The organism is Hymenobacter lutimineralis, from assembly GCF_008271285.1.
In the GTDB taxonomy this organism is placed as follows: domain Bacteria; phylum Bacteroidota; class Bacteroidia; order Cytophagales; family Hymenobacteraceae; genus Hymenobacter; species Hymenobacter lutimineralis.
Genome location: NZ_VTHL01000022.1, coordinates 1 through 15,995 on the forward strand (window position 1 = coordinate 1; position 15,995 = coordinate 15,995).

Annotated in this window: 13 protein-coding genes; 8 read left to right on the top strand and 5 right to left on the bottom strand. The window is 60.9% G+C overall.

Going from position 1 to position 15,995, the window contains the following annotated elements; all coding sequences use genetic code 11:
- Positions 1-72 precede the first annotated feature (72 nt).
- A complete protein-coding gene (locus tag FY528_RS17265; RefSeq protein WP_149072277.1) occupies positions 73-1,302 on the bottom strand; it encodes a M1 family aminopeptidase/hydrolase in 1,230 nt (409 codons plus the stop codon).
- A 294-nt stretch (positions 1,303-1,596) separates the two neighbouring features.
- Between FY528_RS17265 and FY528_RS17270 the strand changes: the two genes are divergently transcribed.
- The 3 genes from FY528_RS17270 to FY528_RS21315 all read left to right on the top strand — a co-directional run bounded on the left by FY528_RS17270 (position 1,597) and on the right by FY528_RS21315 (position 5,038).
- On the top strand, positions 1,597-3,336 hold the full coding sequence (locus tag FY528_RS17270) for a L,D-transpeptidase family protein (RefSeq protein WP_149072278.1): 1,740 nt from the start codon (positions 1,597-1,599) through the stop codon (positions 3,334-3,336).
- Positions 3,337-3,602: 266 nt separating this feature from the next.
- Entirely contained in the window at positions 3,603-4,202 is a 600-nt protein-coding gene (locus FY528_RS21845; RefSeq protein ID WP_149072279.1) for a helix-turn-helix domain-containing protein, read from the top strand.
- 665 nt (positions 4,203-4,867) lie between these two features.
- On the top strand, positions 4,868-5,038 hold the full coding sequence (locus tag FY528_RS21315) for a hypothetical protein (protein WP_168680072.1): 171 nt from the start codon (positions 4,868-4,870) through the stop codon (positions 5,036-5,038).
- Positions 5,039-5,145: 107 nt separating this feature from the next.
- Here FY528_RS21315 and FY528_RS17280 read toward each other — a convergent pair whose 3' ends face one another.
- Positions 5,146-5,622: a hypothetical protein gene (locus FY528_RS17280; RefSeq protein ID WP_149072280.1), complete on the bottom strand. Its 477-nt coding sequence runs from the start codon at positions 5,620-5,622 to the stop codon at positions 5,146-5,148.
- Between the two features lie 132 nt (positions 5,623-5,754).
- Positions 5,755-7,167 carry a DEAD/DEAH box helicase gene (locus FY528_RS17285; protein WP_149072281.1) on the bottom strand — a complete coding sequence of 471 codons (1,413 nt, stop codon included), beginning with the start codon at positions 7,165-7,167 and terminating at the stop codon, positions 5,755-5,757.
- Positions 7,168-7,336: 169 nt separating this feature from the next.
- Here FY528_RS17285 and FY528_RS17290 point away from each other — a divergent pair, with 169 nt between their 5' ends.
- Entirely contained in the window at positions 7,337-7,852 is a 516-nt protein-coding gene (locus tag FY528_RS17290; RefSeq protein WP_149072282.1) for an NUDIX hydrolase, read from the top strand.
- Between the two features lie 83 nt (positions 7,853-7,935).
- Here FY528_RS17290 and FY528_RS17295 read toward each other — a convergent pair whose 3' ends face one another.
- Positions 7,936-8,487 carry a hypothetical protein gene (locus FY528_RS17295; RefSeq protein WP_149072283.1) on the bottom strand — a complete coding sequence of 184 codons (552 nt, stop codon included), beginning with the start codon at positions 8,485-8,487 and terminating at the stop codon, positions 7,936-7,938.
- Between the two features lie 193 nt (positions 8,488-8,680).
- Here FY528_RS17295 and FY528_RS17300 point away from each other — a divergent pair, with 193 nt between their 5' ends.
- The 4 genes from FY528_RS17300 (at position 8,681) to FY528_RS17315 (ending at position 13,711) form a co-directional block, all read left to right on the top strand.
- Positions 8,681-9,577, top strand: a complete 897-nt coding sequence (locus FY528_RS17300) for a UDP-2,3-diacylglucosamine diphosphatase (protein ID WP_222931831.1) — start codon at positions 8,681-8,683, stop codon at positions 9,575-9,577.
- A gap of 93 nt (positions 9,578-9,670) precedes the next feature.
- Entirely contained in the window at positions 9,671-10,681 is a 1,011-nt protein-coding gene (locus FY528_RS17305; protein WP_149072284.1) for a glycosyltransferase family protein, read from the top strand.
- A 77-nt stretch (positions 10,682-10,758) separates the two neighbouring features.
- On the top strand, positions 10,759-12,156 hold the full coding sequence (locus FY528_RS17310) for a GH1 family beta-glucosidase (RefSeq protein ID WP_149072285.1): 1,398 nt from the start codon (positions 10,759-10,761) through the stop codon (positions 12,154-12,156).
- 103 nt (positions 12,157-12,259) lie between these two features.
- Positions 12,260-13,711, top strand: a complete 1,452-nt coding sequence (locus tag FY528_RS17315) for a 3' terminal RNA ribose 2'-O-methyltransferase Hen1 (protein WP_149072286.1) — start codon at positions 12,260-12,262, stop codon at positions 13,709-13,711.
- A gap of 212 nt (positions 13,712-13,923) precedes the next feature.
- Here FY528_RS17315 and FY528_RS17320 read toward each other — a convergent pair whose 3' ends face one another.
- Positions 13,924-15,864 (bottom strand): glycoside hydrolase family 97 protein, encoded by a 1,941-nt coding sequence (locus tag FY528_RS17320; RefSeq protein WP_149072287.1) that lies wholly within the window; start codon positions 15,862-15,864, stop codon positions 13,924-13,926.
- Positions 15,865-15,995: the final 131 nt, after the last annotated feature.

Sequence of the window (15,995 nt, forward strand, 5' to 3'; positions counted from 1 at the left end):
CGGCCGGCTCAAAGAAGCGCGAGGCTTGGCCACCCGCTACGAGAAAACCGCCGCCTCTTTTTTAGCCGTCGCTCACCTGCTCGCCGCCCTGGATTGGATGCGCTGACTGTCCACACTCTCTAGCTGCTCCAGGGTAAGCAGCAGGTAATTGCCCTTTTCGTAGGCTATTTCGTTAAGGCCCTCGTCTGGGTCGCGGCCGGCCAGGTTCAGCTGCAAGTGGGTGTCGGGGGAGGTTTCGCCCAGTTCGGCCAGGGTGTGGTGCAGGGCCGTGTTGCCCAGCACCTGCAGCATGTCGGCGTAGGGGCGGCCGTAGAGCTTCTCCATAATCCGCCGCTCGAAGTATACCGTGAAGCCTTCGTTTAGCCAGAAGTCATTCCACGTAGCATTCGTCACCAGGTTGCCGCTCCAGGAGTGGGCCAGCTCGTGGGCTACCAGACTGGTCAGGCTCCGGTCCCCGGCCAGAATGGTAGGTGTTACAAATGTTAATCGAGGGTTTTCCATGCCCCCAAAAGGAAAAGAAGGGGGTAAGACCAGTAAATCATACCGCTCCCAGCGGTAGGGACCATACAACTCTTCGGCCGCCGCTACCATTTGTTCCAGATCCCGGAATTCGCTGGCGGCGGTGGGCAAGGTGGCCGGCTCGGCATATACCCCGGTGCGGCTGCTCAGCGGGGCAAAGGCTACGTCGCCCACCGCCAGGGCCATGAGGTAAGCCGGGATGGGCTGCGTCATCCGGAAAGTATATTCGCCCCCCGGGTTGCGCGTCTGCGGGTTGGTCGCACTCATCAGGGCGAGCAAGTCGGTGGGGACTCGCACGGTGGCGTCGTAGGTGAAGCGCACCCCCGGCGAGTCCTGGCAAGGCAGCCAGGTGCGGGCCAGGATGGCCTGCGACTGGGTAAAGAGGAAGGGCTGGTTGCCGGCCGTTTGTTCGGCGCTCAGCCATTGCAGCGCCGCCGCGCCCGGGGTAGTACGGTACCGTACGCACACGGCGCTGGCCCCGGCCGGCAGTTCAATGCGCAAGGCCTGCCCGAGGATGGCATCGGCGGCGCCCAGCGCCCAGGCAAGCGCCGGGCCGGCTGGGTCGTTCAGGCTGATGGCGTCGATGTGCAAGTCGCGGGTGTCGAGCCAAAGCTCCTGGCTGGAACCCGCCAAGTGCTCCAGCAACCAGGTGGCTTGGCCCGCAAGTGTGCGCGTGCTGAAGTCCACAGCAAGGTCCAGCGTCAGGTGGTGCACACGTACGTCGGCGGGACGGGCATAGCTGTGCGGATCTTGCGGACTAGAGAAAGGAGTAGGAGCAGACATCAGGAAAACAAAGGCTGGAGAGGTGAGAAGCCAAGGGGGTGGGGAGACCGGGCAAATATAGTAAAAGGGCTTCCCGCCGTCGGCCGACAAGCACCGCCCAGGGTATAGGTAAGGCGAATGAAAACGGCTATCTTGCCGGCTGGTGCTAAAGGCCCGCGCAAGCAGGCTGGTAACCCTCGGAAGGCGTTTCGAGTAGAACGCGCAGCCGGCTCAGCCGTTCGGGCCAGACTGCCTGCACGACTGCCGCCGGATGTTTTCCGTTACTGGCCTTTGGGCTTTACACCGTTCGACTTCATGAAAGTACCTGTTGTTTCTGTCTTTTTTTCTACCCTGCTCAGCTGGCTTCTTTGCCTGACGCTGCTGGCCACGGCTGCCTCGTGCAGCCAGGACCAGCAGAACAAGATGAAGGCCGCCCTGCCCGGCACTCTCGGTAAACCCGGTGGGCCGCAGCCTAAGCTCGACAGTGTATATGTAGTGCGCCAGATGCTGGCGGAGCCCGCGTTCAAAGACCAGCTGGAGTGGGGCAAGAAATTCTACCGGGAGCGTGACTTCCGCCTGGGCTGGTTCCGGGGACATGAATTAGTGCCGCAGGCCAAAACGATGCTGAGCGTCATTAACAAGGCCGGCGAAGAAGGCCTTGATCCTAAAGACTACAAAGTCAAGGACTTCGATAAGCTGTTTGCCGAGCTCGAAGCGGCTCAGATGGATACCACCAAGCGTAATGCGCTGGAAAAGCAGATTGACGTCGCGCTATCGGGGACGTATTTTAATTGGGCGTCTGACTTTTACCGCGGTACAGTAAACCCGCGCGAGGTAAAAAGCATCGATTGGCAGGTGAAGCGCAACAAAATAAAGTTGCACAAGGCGCTCATGACCATTCTCAAGGAGCGCGAAAGTACCTATCCTTATTACGAGTTTGAACCCCTGCACCCGGAGTACGACCGGCTGAAAAAAGCCCTGGCCGACTACCGCGAGTTGCAGCGCCAGGGTGGCTGGGCGCAGCTTCCGGCTACCACCAAGCTCAAGCCTGGCGACTCTTCGCCCACCGTCGAACTGCTGCAGCAGCGCCTGCTCAATAAGCCGGCACCCGCTACGGCGCAAGCCGTACCCGTGTCGAACGGTGGAGCCAGCGCCGCGCCTGCGCCTAAGTACGACGGTGAGTTGGTAGCCGCGGTAAAAGAGTTCCAGGAATTGAATGGCCTGAAGCCGGACGGGGTAGTAGGGGGCGAAACCCTCAAGCAACTGAACGTGCCTATCCAAAGCCGGATCGAGCAGATTACCCTCAACATGGAGCGGTGGCGCTGGATACCCAAACGCTTCGAGGCGGACTACCTGCTGGTGAATATTCCCGACTACAAACTGCACGTTATCGAGGATAACAAAGAGGTTTTCGACATGCGCGTTATTGTTGGCAAGGCCCTCAACGCAACGCCCGTCTTCAGCGACAAAATGGAGTATGTCGTGCTGGCTCCGTACTGGAATGTTCCCTACAGCATCATCGATAAAGAGATGCGTGCTAACCTGACCAATAACCCGGTGGGTACCCTCGACCGTCTGGATATGGAAGTGGTGAAGGGCTCGGGAGCCAAGGCAACGCCCATAGATCCTACCTCCGTGGACTGGGCAAACCTGACCGAGAAAACGTGGAAGTATACCCTCCGCCGTCGGCCCGGACCCAAGAACGACCTGGGGGATGTGAAGTTTATCTTCCCCAACTCGAACGACGTGTACCTGCACGACACGCCCCACGACGAGCTGTTCAACCAAACAAAGCGGGGCTTCTCCCACGGCTGCGTACGGGTAGAGGAACCCATCAAGCTGGCCGAATACCTGCTGCGCAACAAGAGCGGCTACGATGAAGCCAAAATCCTGGACGTAATTTCCCAGCGCAAGGAGCAGTACGTAGCCTTGCCCGAGAAGCTGCCCGTGTACCTGGTTTACTTTACCTCCTGGGTAGATGAAGCCGGCAAGGTGCATTTCCGGGAAGACATCTACGGCCACGATAAATCCCTGGCGCGCGAATATTTCGACTAGCTTATTTGAAACGGGAGCTAGTACACCCAACAAAAAGCCCGACCTCTTTCATAGAGGTCGGGCTTTTTGTTGGACCTGGTAGGCTACGCTTCTTTACCAACAAAGCAGGCAGGAGCAAGGAGAAAGAACACCAGTTTACATATGTATTACAATTGTAATCGGGGGTTTCATTTGTAATACATATGTAAACCATTGCAAGTCGAGGGGTGTACGCACTATAAAGCCTCCGAGCTTCGTACATTTGTAATCCTTCAAACACGGGCTACATGGTAGAGCGAATCCGGGCATTGTTAGCAGAGCGGCAGCTCACCCCCACGCAGTTTGCTGACTTTATCGGCGTAGGCCGCCCAATCGTGAGTCACATCCTGAGCGGGCGCAATAAGCCAAGTCTGGAAGTGATTCAAAAGGTAATAAACGCATTTCCCGATCTAGCCCTGCCTTGGCTTCTAACGGGCGCCGGGGCTATGTGGACTGGTTTGGAAGCAGTAAAGCCAGTACAAAGCCAAAAACCAAGCAAAAAAGCGCTAAACCGGCCGCAGTCGGTTTCGCCTACCACGACTACCGCGGAAATGGTGGCGGTACCAGCCGGTAGGCCCGCCTCAGCAGAGCTTGCGGCAACTGCTGCAGAGGCCTACGCCCCGCAAAGCCCGCTGCCACCAGAGCCAGCCCTACCGCGCCCTGTAGCTGCTTTGCCTCAAGAGGCTCCAGCGCCACCGCTGGCTGCCGGATCAGTGGCACCACCGGACAGCCCCAGCAGCCCCAGGCAATCTATACCGCTTCAGGCACTGGCCGAACCAGACAAAGCCATCCGGCGTATTGTTATCTTCTACCAGGACGGCACCTTCTCCTCTTTTCAGCCTGAGTGAAAGAGTGAGGCTTTTGAGGGGCAGGGTAACGCAATACCTTATGGGCTTATGCCAGGGTACAGGCGTAGAATGCAATTTGTCAGTGTTGAAAAAGCTACCTAGCTGCTCTCATTATTTCAGAGCTAAGTGACTCATCTTCCTAAGGATGTGTGATAGGTAAATAACGGGAATAGTTCTACTAAATATACCTGTTATTAAATTTAGCTAAGAGTTGCTTATATGTTTTGTTTGTAGTTGTTTTTCAGTTAATTATATAATATAATCTTGTGTAATGATTTACGTAAAAGCAGCAAAAAGGCCTGTGATGTAAGGTCAATAAAACAACAATAGATCAGGCCTTCTGTCATACTAGCTATTCGAAGGAGTTGTGCTAACAACATTAACAGTAAGACCGGGTGTGAAAACTGCAATTATGCCACGCTAATGGAATTGGCCTTGCCTAAACAACTTGCCTGCCGCCTTATGCAATGCCTCTTGTGGTTTTCAAAAGTGAATTACGTTTGTTAGCAGCCCCTGCTCTTGGACGCGATGAGCAGAAGCGGGGTGGATGATTTACAAATGATAAGAAGGGCTTTTCTCCGACAGCGCGTAGCCAGAGGCTACCGCCAGCTGCGCTACACCGGGAAAGGCTTGGCAGAACGCATGACGGTGCTTACCTTTGGGGCATGAAAAAATTCCGTCTGCTTCTGCTGTCCGCCGTCGGCGCTTCTTTGTTTCTAACGTCCTGTGAGCAGGCTCCCGACGCGGAGAAAGACCCTAATGCGGATGCCGCCTATAAGCGCAGCCACCGCACCGAAATGTACCGCGAGGCGCAGCGCAGCAATACCAACTACTAAGCAGCGTATACGCCGCTCCTACGGCTGGCTTAAGCCGTTTGCGGTACTGGCTACAAAAAAGCCCCCCGATGCATTTCGGGGGGCTTTCCTGTGTTTAGGGTTGTGGGCTACAATACGCCTGCCAGCACGGGCTCAAGCGCCAGGGAGGGCAGCGGCTGCTGAGCGGCCCACTCGTCCTCGAGCAGGGCTGCCCAGGTGTTTAAGTAGAGCACCACATCTTCGCGATTATTGTGCCGCAGCGCATTGCGCCGCTCAAACGGTATGGCCGCGCGAATTTTGGGGTCGGAGAGGCGTTCCAAGTGAGCCAGATCGGACCGGGTGAAGCCCAAAGCCAGCATTTCGTCAATGGTTTCATCGAAAGGCAGACCGCTGGTGGGGCAGTAATCCTGCAGTTGCTGATCCCAGTCGCCGTAGCGCTGTAGCGCCCGGGCGTGAATTTCCGCTTTGCTTAACCGGGTAATCGTCTGGGCCAGGTGGCCGCAGTTGCAACTGCCCATATGGCCCCACTGATAGGGTGCCTGCGTCTGTAAACGATGCGCGGTAGTGCGCAGGGCCTCAAGTACGGCCAAGTTGCTCTTCGCCATGGTCAGAAGAAGGAAAAAAATGGACAAGTCTGTTTCCTTTAAATACTTGGTGGAAGCATTTTGTTTCAGCCGGCCACAAAAAAGCCTCCCACTGACTTCGCAGCGGGAGGCTTTCAAAGGGCATATCAAGCCTTAGCGGCCCGAGGTACTGCCGCCGCTACCGCCGCGGAAACGGCGCCGGGCCCCGCCGCTGGCGCCCGAGCCGGCCGGCTTGCTACCGGCTGCTCCCGCTACCGGGCGGCGGGCACTGCTTTGCTCCCGCTCACGCGGGGCGCGGCTGCTGTCCCGCGCCGGGCGGCTGGTTCCTTCCGGCCGGCCACGGTCGGGGCGTGGGGCCCGGCCAGCGGGGCCTTTGGGCCGCTTGATGGGGGCGCCGCCGTGCAGCAGTACGGGCGCCACATCCTTAGTCTGGTAAGGATGATCGGCCACTACGTCCAGCTGACGCCGAATGAGCTTCTGAATATCCTGCAGGTAGGCGCGCTCCTCGTCTTCCACGAAAGTGAGGGCGGTGCCCAGTGCTCCGGCCCGGCCTGTGCGCCCAATGCGGTGCACGTAGGTTTCGGGCTCGTTGGGGACTTCGTAGTTGATTACGTGGGTCAGCTCATCCACGTCAATGCCCCGGGCGGCAATATCCGTGGCTACCAGCACGCGGGTGGCGCCGGCTTTGAAGTTGCTGAGGGCGCGCTGCCGGTGGTTCTGCGACTTGTTGCCGTGAATGGCTTCGGCCGGAATGTTGGCTTTGGCCAGGGTTTTCACCACGCGGTCGGCGCCGTGCTTGGTGCGCGTAAACACCAGCACCCGCCGAATCTGCTGGTCGCCAAGTACGTGTTCCAGCAGGGCTGGCTTGTCGTTCTTCTCGACTAAGTATACGGCCTGGGTTACCGTATCCGCCGTGCTCGACACGGGCGTTACGGCCACCTTCACCGGGTTGGGGCGCAGTATGGTATTGGCCAGCTCCTGAATTTGCGGAGGCATGGTAGCCGAGAAAAACAGCGTCTGGCGCCGGGCCGGCAGCTTGGGCAGGATGCGCCGGATATCGTGGATGAAGCCCATGTCCAGCATCCGGTCGGCTTCGTCCAGTACAAAGACTTCCAGATGGCGCAGGTCCACAAAGCCCTGGTTCATGAGGTCGAGTAGGCGGCCGGGCGTGGCAATGACCACCTCCACGCCGCGTTTGAGGGCCGAGGTCTGCGGCATCTGGCCCACGCCCCCGAAGATGACGGTGTGGCGCAGCTTCAGGTGGCGGCCGTAGGCCGCGAAGCTTTCCCCAATCTGAATGGCCAGCTCGCGGGTGGGCGTCAGCACCAGGCAGCGAATGCGGGACTGCGAATGACGCTCAACCAGCGCGGTCTGGTGCAGCACCTGCAGAATGGGCACGGTGAAAGCGGCCGTTTTGCCGGTTCCCGTCTGGGCCACTCCCAGCAGATCTTTCCCCTCGAGCACGTGCGGAATGGCCTGCTGCTGGATGGGGGTGGGAGTGGAGTAGCCTTCTTCCTGCAAGGCCTGCAGGATGGGCTCAATTAAATTCAGGTCGTCGAAAGACATCAAACAGAAAAAAATGGCCTGGCTCCGAAGAGGAACGCCGGCCGCAATGAGTGGGCAAAGGTCGCATATTTGTGGCAAATGCTCCCGGCAGGCAACCAGTGCTCGGCCGCGGGCAGTATACTTCGGTAGCTATTCACTTCCTGGCGCTGGCCAGTAGCCCTTTGTTCTTATGCAAATCACCGATCAGAAACTCGTCTACGACGGCCATTTCAAGCTACGCCTGCTCACCCTGCAAGACGGCGACGAGCAGCACAAGCGGGAACGGTTCGAACCGGGCAAATCCGTGGCAGCCCTGGTATTGGATACCACGCAACAGCGCTACCTGTTCGTGCGTCAGTACCGTATTGGTCCCGAAGACCAAGTGCTGGAAATACCGGCTGGTATGCTCGACCCCGGTGAAAGTCCCGAAATAGCCATCCGGCGGGAGCTGCAGGAAGAGTTGGGCTACGACGTGGACCACCTGGAGCCCCTGGCCGAGTTCTACGCCTCGCCCGGCACCAGCGCCGAGCTGATGAGCGTATTCTACGCCGAGGTCAGCCAGCAAACGGGAGCCGGTGGAGGGCTGGCCAGTGAGGGCGAAAAGCTGGATGTCGTGCCCCTGACCTGGGAGGAAATGCTGGCGCAGCGCTTCCTGGATGCCAAGACCTATGCTGCCGTGCAATGGGCGCAGCTGCGCCGAAAATAAACCATATTACTCATTTGTGTATATAATGAAAAGCCACGTTTTCAGGTGAAAACGTGGCTTTTCATTTGGGTATATCCGTATGCTTACTGCGTGTTTACGATGTACTCGAAGTCTTCTTTTAGCTTGGCGTCATTGATAATAACGCGCAAAGCCTGGGGTTCGAGAGTTTTAACAAATGGAATAGTCCGCTGGCTCTTATACAGGTCCCGGTTCCAGAATCGGCCGTCCCCATCGGGTAGGGAGGGAATGTTGAGCAGCTCTTTTTCGTCCTTATCCTTTACTACCAAACTCAGGTAAGAGGGGTTAGCATTGGTGGAGCCCCGGCGCAGCATTGTCACAATCAGCACCCCGCCGGCCGGCAGGTTATTGAGGCGGCGCTGGTAGGCAGAGTCGGCCCAGGTGCTGTACTTGCGCTGCTCGTTCAGTTCCAGCAGCAACTCCGTGTAGGGCCGGTACGCCAGGCGCGTCACGCTGGCCGATACTTCGGCATCCTCATCGGTGTTCTTGGTTACGTTCTGCACGTACTGGCACTCCTCGTCTTTTTTCGGGCGCAGGTACTTTTTACGCTCCGTTTTCACCTGGGCCGAGGCAGCCAGCGTGGAGAACAGAGCCAGCAGGAGGAAAAACTGTTTCATGCAAGAAATAATTAGACAAAACGAAGTTGAAGAGCCGTATTTACTGGACAAAGGTAAGAAAGTGCCTGCACACCCGCACTATCGGCGTGCCGGTTCACGCAAGCATAAAGCACACATAATGCCCGCATAACTTCTTCTGACTGTGCGTGCTGTTGCTTTGCGGGCAGGTTGTGCCCGCTGTAACAGTCTGCCTATGAAAGGGAAATTGCGTCGTCGTCGCGTGGAGGTAGCAGTGGTGTCGGATGTGCATCTGGGCACCTACGGCTGCCACGCCGCGGAGCTGCTGCGGTACCTGAAAAGCATCCGACCCCAAACCGTGGTGCTCAACGGCGACATCGTGGATATCTGGCAGTTCAGCAAAAGCTACTGGCCGGCCGCGCACATGCGCGTCGTGCGCCACCTGGCCGGGCTGGCCGCCAAGGGCACCCGCATCTACTACCTCACCGGCAACCACGACGAGCTGCTGCGCAAATTTGCCGGCACCCGCCTCGGGGCCCTCACCATCGACAACAAGCTGGTGCTGGAGCTGCCCCATGGCCGGGCCTGGTTTTTCCACGGCGACGTATTCGACGTGACCATGCGCCACGCCCGCTGGCTGGCCCGTCTGGGCGGCCACGGCTACGACTTGCTGATTCTGCTCAACCGCCTCGTCAACTTTGGGCTGCAGAAGCTGGGCCGGCCCCGCGTGGCGTTGTCGAAGGCGGTGAAAGACCGGGTGAAAAGCGCGGTGCGCCTGGTGGGAGACTTCGAGCAGACTGCCGCCGACATTGCCGGGGAGCGGGGCTACCAGTTCGTGGCCTGCGGCCACATTCACTGCCCCGACATCAAAACGCTGACTACGGCCCATGGCCCGGTCCAGTACCTGAACTCCGGCGACTGGATAGAAAACCTCACCGCTCTGGAGTACACCGCGGCCGAAGGCTGGCACCTGTACCGCTACGCCGACGACCCGCGTATGCAGCTGCCGGCCCCCGACCCCAGTGCTGACGAGGCAGACGATACCGACCGGGCTGCCGATGCCGCCCCGGCCGCTCTGCTGCAAGGCTTGCTGGCCGAGCTCAGCCTGCGCCCGGCGCCTGCGCAGGAATAGAAAATTTGCCGCATCTTGCCGGTCGGGCTGGCTACCGCCGAAAAGCCCGGGGCTGCGTGTCGGCCTGCTTTCGGCCCACCGTTTCGTTTTCTGATGCCACGTATTCTATATGCTATCCAGGGCACCGGCAACGGCCACCTGGCCCGTTCCCTCGATATTGTGCCCCTGCTGCAGGAGCGCGCTTCCCACCTCGACGTGCTCATCAGCGGCCCGCCGTCCGATATTCAGCTGCCCTATCCGGTGCGCTACCGCTGCCACGGCATGGGCTTTATCTTCGGTAAAAGCGGGGGCATCAGCTTCAGCAAAACCTTTGCCCAGCTGAACGCCCCGGCTTTGCTGCGCGAAACCCGGGAGCTGCCGGTGAAGGACTACGATCTGGTGATAAACGACTTCGAGCCGGTATCAGCGTGGGCCTGCCGGCTGCGGCAGGTGCCCTGCGTGGCCCTCAGCCACCAGAGCGCCGTGCTGGGCCCCGAAGCCCCGCGCCCCCGGCGGCCCGACCCGGTAGGCCACGCCGTGTTACGCCATTACGCGCCATCCACGGCCCACTACGGATTCCACTTTGAGCGCTACGACGAGCACACCTTCACGCCCGTCATCCGCCGACAGGTGCGCGAGCTGACGCCCCAGAACGACGGCCACTACACGGTGTACCTGCCCGCCTACGATGAGGAAACCCTGGTAAACCGCCTGCGCTACATCAGCCGCGATACGCCGTGGGAAGTGTTCAGCAAGCACAGCAAGCAGGAGTCCCGGCACGGCAACGTGCGGGTGCGCCCGGTGAGCGGAGCCGCCTTCACCGACAGCCTGGCCCGCAGCGCCGGCGTGTTTTGCGGAGCCGGTTTTGAGACGCCCGCCGAGGCCCTGTACCTGGGCAAGAAGCTGCTGGTGGTGCCCATGAAAAACCAGTATGAGCAGGCCTGCAACGCCGCTTCTTTGGCGCACCTGGGCGTGCCCGTGGTGAAAAGCCTCAAGGACAAGCACCTGACCGGGGTGGAAGAGTGGCTGCGCTTTGGCCGCCCTATCCCGGTAGACTACCCCGATGAAACCGGCCGCATCATTGACCGGCTGCTGATGGAGCAGCTGGGCCGCAAGCGCCATTAACAGCGCATAGCTATTCGTTGAGTATTGCCGTATGAGCGAAGCTGGCACTATTTGCCATCAGCTAACGGCTCTTTTCTATGTCCGATTTGCCCGCGGCGTTTTTCCCGCCGACTACGCCCACCGCCTTTTCCCGCGCCGATTTTGGGGCTGATTTTCACTGGGGCACCTCGGCAGCGGCCTATCAGACGGAGGGAGCCTGGCAGGCTGAGGGCAAGGGGCCCAGCATCTGGGACGAGTTTGTACGCCGCCGCGGGCGCATCAAGGGCGGGGCCACGGCCGACGTAGCCACCGACTTCTACCAACGCTGGCCCGAGGACCTGGACTTGATGCGCGGGCTGCACATTCCCAACTTCCGGTTTTCGGTGGCCTGGTCGCGGGTGCTGCCGCAGGGGCGAGGGGCCGCTAACCCCGCGGGCCTCGATTTCTACGACCGGCTGGTGGATGGCTGCCTGTCACGGGGTATCGAGCCGTGGGTGACGCTCTACCACTGGGATTTACCGGCCGCCCTGCAGCGTCAGGGCGGCTGGGCGCACCGCGACGTGGTGAGCTGGTTTGCCGACTACGCCCAGCTGATGGCCCGCCGCCTCGGCGACCGGGTGCGGCACTGGATAGTGCTGAACGAGCCGCTGGCCTTTGTGGGGGTAGGGCATCTGCTGGGCATTCACGCTCCCGGGCGCCGCAGCCTGGCCGCATTCCTGGCTGCCACCCACCACGCGGCCCTGGCCCAGGCCGAGGGTGGCCGGGCTTTGCGGGCCACGCTGCCCGCAGAGGCACAAATCGGGACCAGCTTCTCGGGCTCCCACGTGCAGCCCTGGCGCCCCGGCCTGCCCCGCGACGAAGCCGCTGCCCGCCGCGCCGATGCTGCTTTCAACCGGATGTTCATCGAGCCGGCCCTGGGCCTGGGCTACCCCGTGGCCGACTTGCCTGTGCTGCGCCGCCTGGAGCGCTACCACCGCCCCGGCGACGACAAGCTCTTGCCCTTCAACTTCGACTTCCTGGGCGTGCAGAACTACACCCGTGAGGTGATAGGGTTTGCGCCCTACGTGCCGCTGGTATGGGCCCGACTGGTAAGTGCCCGCCGCCGGGGAGTGCCCATCACCAGCATGGGCTGGGAGGTCTACCCCGAAAGCATCTACCACCTGCTCAAGAAAGTGGCCGCTTACCCCAATGCTCCGCGCCTGGTCGTCACCGAAAACGGCGCTGCTTTCCCCGACACCCTCACCGCCGATGGCCGCGTGCCCGACCCTGCCCGGCAGGCGTTTCTGCGGGCCTGCATCGGGCAGGTACTGCGCGCCAGGCAGGAAGGTGTGCCGGTGGATGGCTACTTCGTGTGGTCGTTTACCGACAACTTTGAGTGGGCCGAGGGCTACCACCCACGCTTCGGGCTGGTCCACGTCGATTATGCCACCCAACAGCGCATCATCAAGGACTCCGGCCACTGGTACGGGCGGCTGCTGGCGGGGGAGGAGGTGTAGGCAGAGGACGTAAGCCGGGGCTTTGACCCCGGCGGAAATGGGTAACTTGCCCCGGCCTGCCCGAGTAGGGCGGTGCCGTGTTCTATCCGCCGCCTTATCCCTCATGCTACTTACCATTACCACCACGCACCAGCCCGCTACCGACCTGGGCTACCTCCTGCACAAGAACCCGGCGCGCCTCCAGAGCCTGGAAATTACCGGCGGGCAGGCGCACATCTTTTATCCCGAAGCCACCCCAGAGCGCTGTACCGCCGCCCTGCTGCTCGACATCGACCCCGTGGCGCTGGTGCGCAGCCACCGGGGGCCGGCCGGGGAAGGTTTTGCCCTGGAGCAGTACGTAAACGACCGTCCCTACGTGGCCTCCTCGTTTCTGAGCGCGGCCCTGGTCAAGGCCTTCAATACGGCCATGAACGGCACCTGCAAGGACCGCCCCGCGCTGCCTGAGGTGCTGCTGCCCCTCGAAGCCACCGTGGCCGTGATGCCCGCCGCCAGCGCCGAGCAGCTGCGCCGCCTGTTCGGCCCGCTGGGCTACGAAGTGGAAACGGAGACGCACCTGCTCGACCCCACGCAGCAAGAGTGGGGCAACAGCCGCTACTTCACGTTGCGCCTGCGTCACCCGGCCTTGCGCCTGCAGGATCTGCTGAGCCACCTCTACGTGCTTATTCCGGTGCTGGACCGGGGCGACAAGCACTACTGGATCAGCCAGGAGGAAGCCGGAAAGCTGCTGCGGCGCGGGGGCGAGTGGCTGCCGCGCCACCCCGAGCGGGAGTTTATCACGCGCCGCTACCTGCGTTTCGCCGAGTTCGTGAACCCCACGCTGGAGCGCCTGCTGGGGGATGAGGCGCTGGACGAGGAAACGCCTGAAACCATTGCCAGCTTCTCGGCTGGTACTCCTGAGTACTCCGAAAGCGCAGCTGAGGCGGTAGCGCCTGCGGACGCCAATGCGGCGACCAAGCAAAACCTCCACGACTTGCGCCTGGACCGCGTGGCCGAGGAAATCCGGCGACTGGGAGCCAAGCAGGTGCTGGACCTGGGGTGTGGGGAAGGCAAGCTGGTACGCCGCCTGCTGAAAAATGGTGCTATTGAGCATATTTTGGCCCTGGATGTATCGTGGCGGGAGCTGGAGCGGGCCCAGCAGCGGCTGCACGTTTCGGAAATGCCTCCGCGCCAGCGCGAGCGGCTCACGCTCACGCAGGGCTCTTTGCTTTACCACGATGCCCGCCTGGCCGGCTACGACGCGGCGGCCGTGGTGGAGGTTATCGAGCATCTGGACGAAAGCCGGCTGGCGGCGTTTGAGCAGGTGGTGTTTGCCCGCGCCCGTCCCGGTGCCGTGCTCGTCACCACCCCCAACGCCGACTACAACCAGCGCTACGAAGCCCTGGCCGCCGGCGACTTTCGTCACCACGACCACCGTTTCGAGTGGACCAGGGCGCAGTTCACGGCCTGGGCCGAGGGCGTGGCCGAGCACCACGGCTACCGGGTACGCATCGAGCCCCTGGGCCCCGAAGCCCCCGAAGTGGGTGCCCCCTCACAGTTGGCCGTGTTTGAGCAGTAAGACCTTTCAAAAGATTGGTGAAAATGAATTAAGAACGTCATGCTGAGCTTGTCGAAGCATCTCTACCTCTGGCTAACTAATTAGCACTGCAACGAAGCAGTAGAGATGCTTCGACTCCGCTCAGCATGACAGGCTAATAAATTATGAACAATTGAAAAAGCAGCCCTGGACTTTATACCCGGCGCTGCTTTTTCAATTGTTCAAGTCAAGCGTTACTCCAGCATCAGCACGAAGCCGCCGTGGGGTTTGATGGGCAGGGTGAGCGAAGAACCGGTGACGTGCCGGGTGCTGAAGTCGCGGGAGGTGCTGCCCTCGGTGATGAGCGTGCCGCCCCGCACAGGTCCCAGCTTGCTCAGCTCAAGCGTGACGGTTTTCTCTTTCTCGGTGCCGTTGATGCCGGCCACGTACCACTTGCCCTGGGCCTGGCGGGCCAGCACCGCGTATTGGCCGGGAAAGCCGTCAAGGAGCCGCAAATCGTCCCAGCGTGGGGGCAGGTTGCGCAGGAAGTCCACCACGTAGGCGGGCTGCCGGGCCATACCCTCGGGTATTTCCACGTAGTGCTGAATGCCCGACTGAAACAGCACTGATAAAGCTAGCTCGAAGCCGTTGGTGGTGGCGCGCCGAATGCCGCCGGGCAGCTCCGAAAAGCACAGGGGCGTGAAATCCATAGGGCCGATGGCGTTGCGGGCGAAGGGCAGCATGGCGCAGTGGGAGGGCTGTTGGTCGGCGTTGGCCTGCTCGAAGGTAATGAACTCGTAGCCACGCACGGCTTCCATCGTGACCAGGTTAGGGTAGGTGCGCGTCCAGCCCCTGGGGATAGTGGTACCGTGGAAGTTCACGACCAGTCCGGCGGCGGCGGCATCCTCCAGCAGATCCTGGTAGTACGCCATAAAGGATTGCCCGTCACCTCCAAAAAAGTCGATTTTTACACCTTTGATGCCCATTTGTTGCAGGCGGGTAAACTCCTGGCGGCGCGTGTCGGGCTCGAACAGCCGCCGCAGGGGCGTTTGCGGAGCCTGGTTCCAGCTGCCGTTGGAGTTATACCAGAGCAGCAGATCCACGTTTTTGCTGCGGGCGTACCGGGCCAGCTCCGCGGTTTTCTCGTAGCCGATCTGCGTGTCCCATAGCGCATCAATCAGGCAGTAGCGCCACTTCATATTTGCAGCGTAGTCGATAAACCGCTTCTGCACCTCGTACACCGCCGACTCATCCTTGAGCAATGCCCAGCTCCAGGCCGCTTTGCCAGGCCGCACGAAAGCGGCATCCTTAGTCTTGGCCGGCGTAGCTACGTCCGTGGTCAGCGTCGACTCCACAATGGTGCCCAAGGAGGGCCCAACTACGACTACGCGCCAGGGGGTACGCCATGGCAGGCCGCTTTCGGGCAGCAGGGGAGCGGTGGGCGTGGTACGCTCGGGAGCCTGCGGAAAGGCTATACCGTATTCCCCGTCGGGGGCCAGGTGGCTGAGGTGGGCGCCGGCGTAGTGCCGGTCCAGGTCAGTTTCGGTGAGCAGTACCCAGTGGCCTGCCGCCTGAAACAAGGCCGGAAACGACCAGCCCTGGCCCAGGGGAGAAGGTGTGCCGGCCGCAATGCCCATTTGGTAATACTCCTCGTAGGAGGGCTGGGTGTTGGCCCAGCCGGTTTGGGCCACGGCGTGCGGGTGCAGCCAGCCCTTGGCGGCCGTAGGCAGGCGGAACGTGGTGTGCTCGGCTACCACTCGCTGCACAGCTTTCGACTGGCCTTCCACCTCGTAGCGGAACGCTACCCCGTCGTTCGACACCTGAAAGATAACACTGAGCTGCCAGCCTTTGGGGCCACGGAAGCGGAGGCGGCGGCGGTTGGCCTGGTAGCGGCAAGCTGCGCGCTTGTCGTTCAGCAGGGTGTAGTTATCCGTTACGCTTTCCACTTTCCCGGCGCCGGCCAGCCGCAGGCCTCGGCTGAAATCGGCTTCGGCGAGCTGCAAGCCCAGTCGGGAGGGGCGTAGCACCTCCGCGTCGCGGTAGTGAACCGTGTAACGGGGCACGCCTGCCGCATCGAGCGTGACGCTGACGCGCACGGCGCCATCGGGGCTGCTGGTAAGGATGGGGGGCGTTGGGCGCGCCCAAGCTAGTACTGCCGAAAACAAGCCGAAAGCCATCAAAATCGTTGATTTCATGCAGGAAAAACAAAGAATAGACCTAGGGTTAAGAGCCTCAATTGCGGCTGTTTGCAGGAGCTGCGGAAGCAAACATACCGAACAAAGTCGCCGGATCCTGACTTTAGTCAATCGATTGTGTTATACGGCCT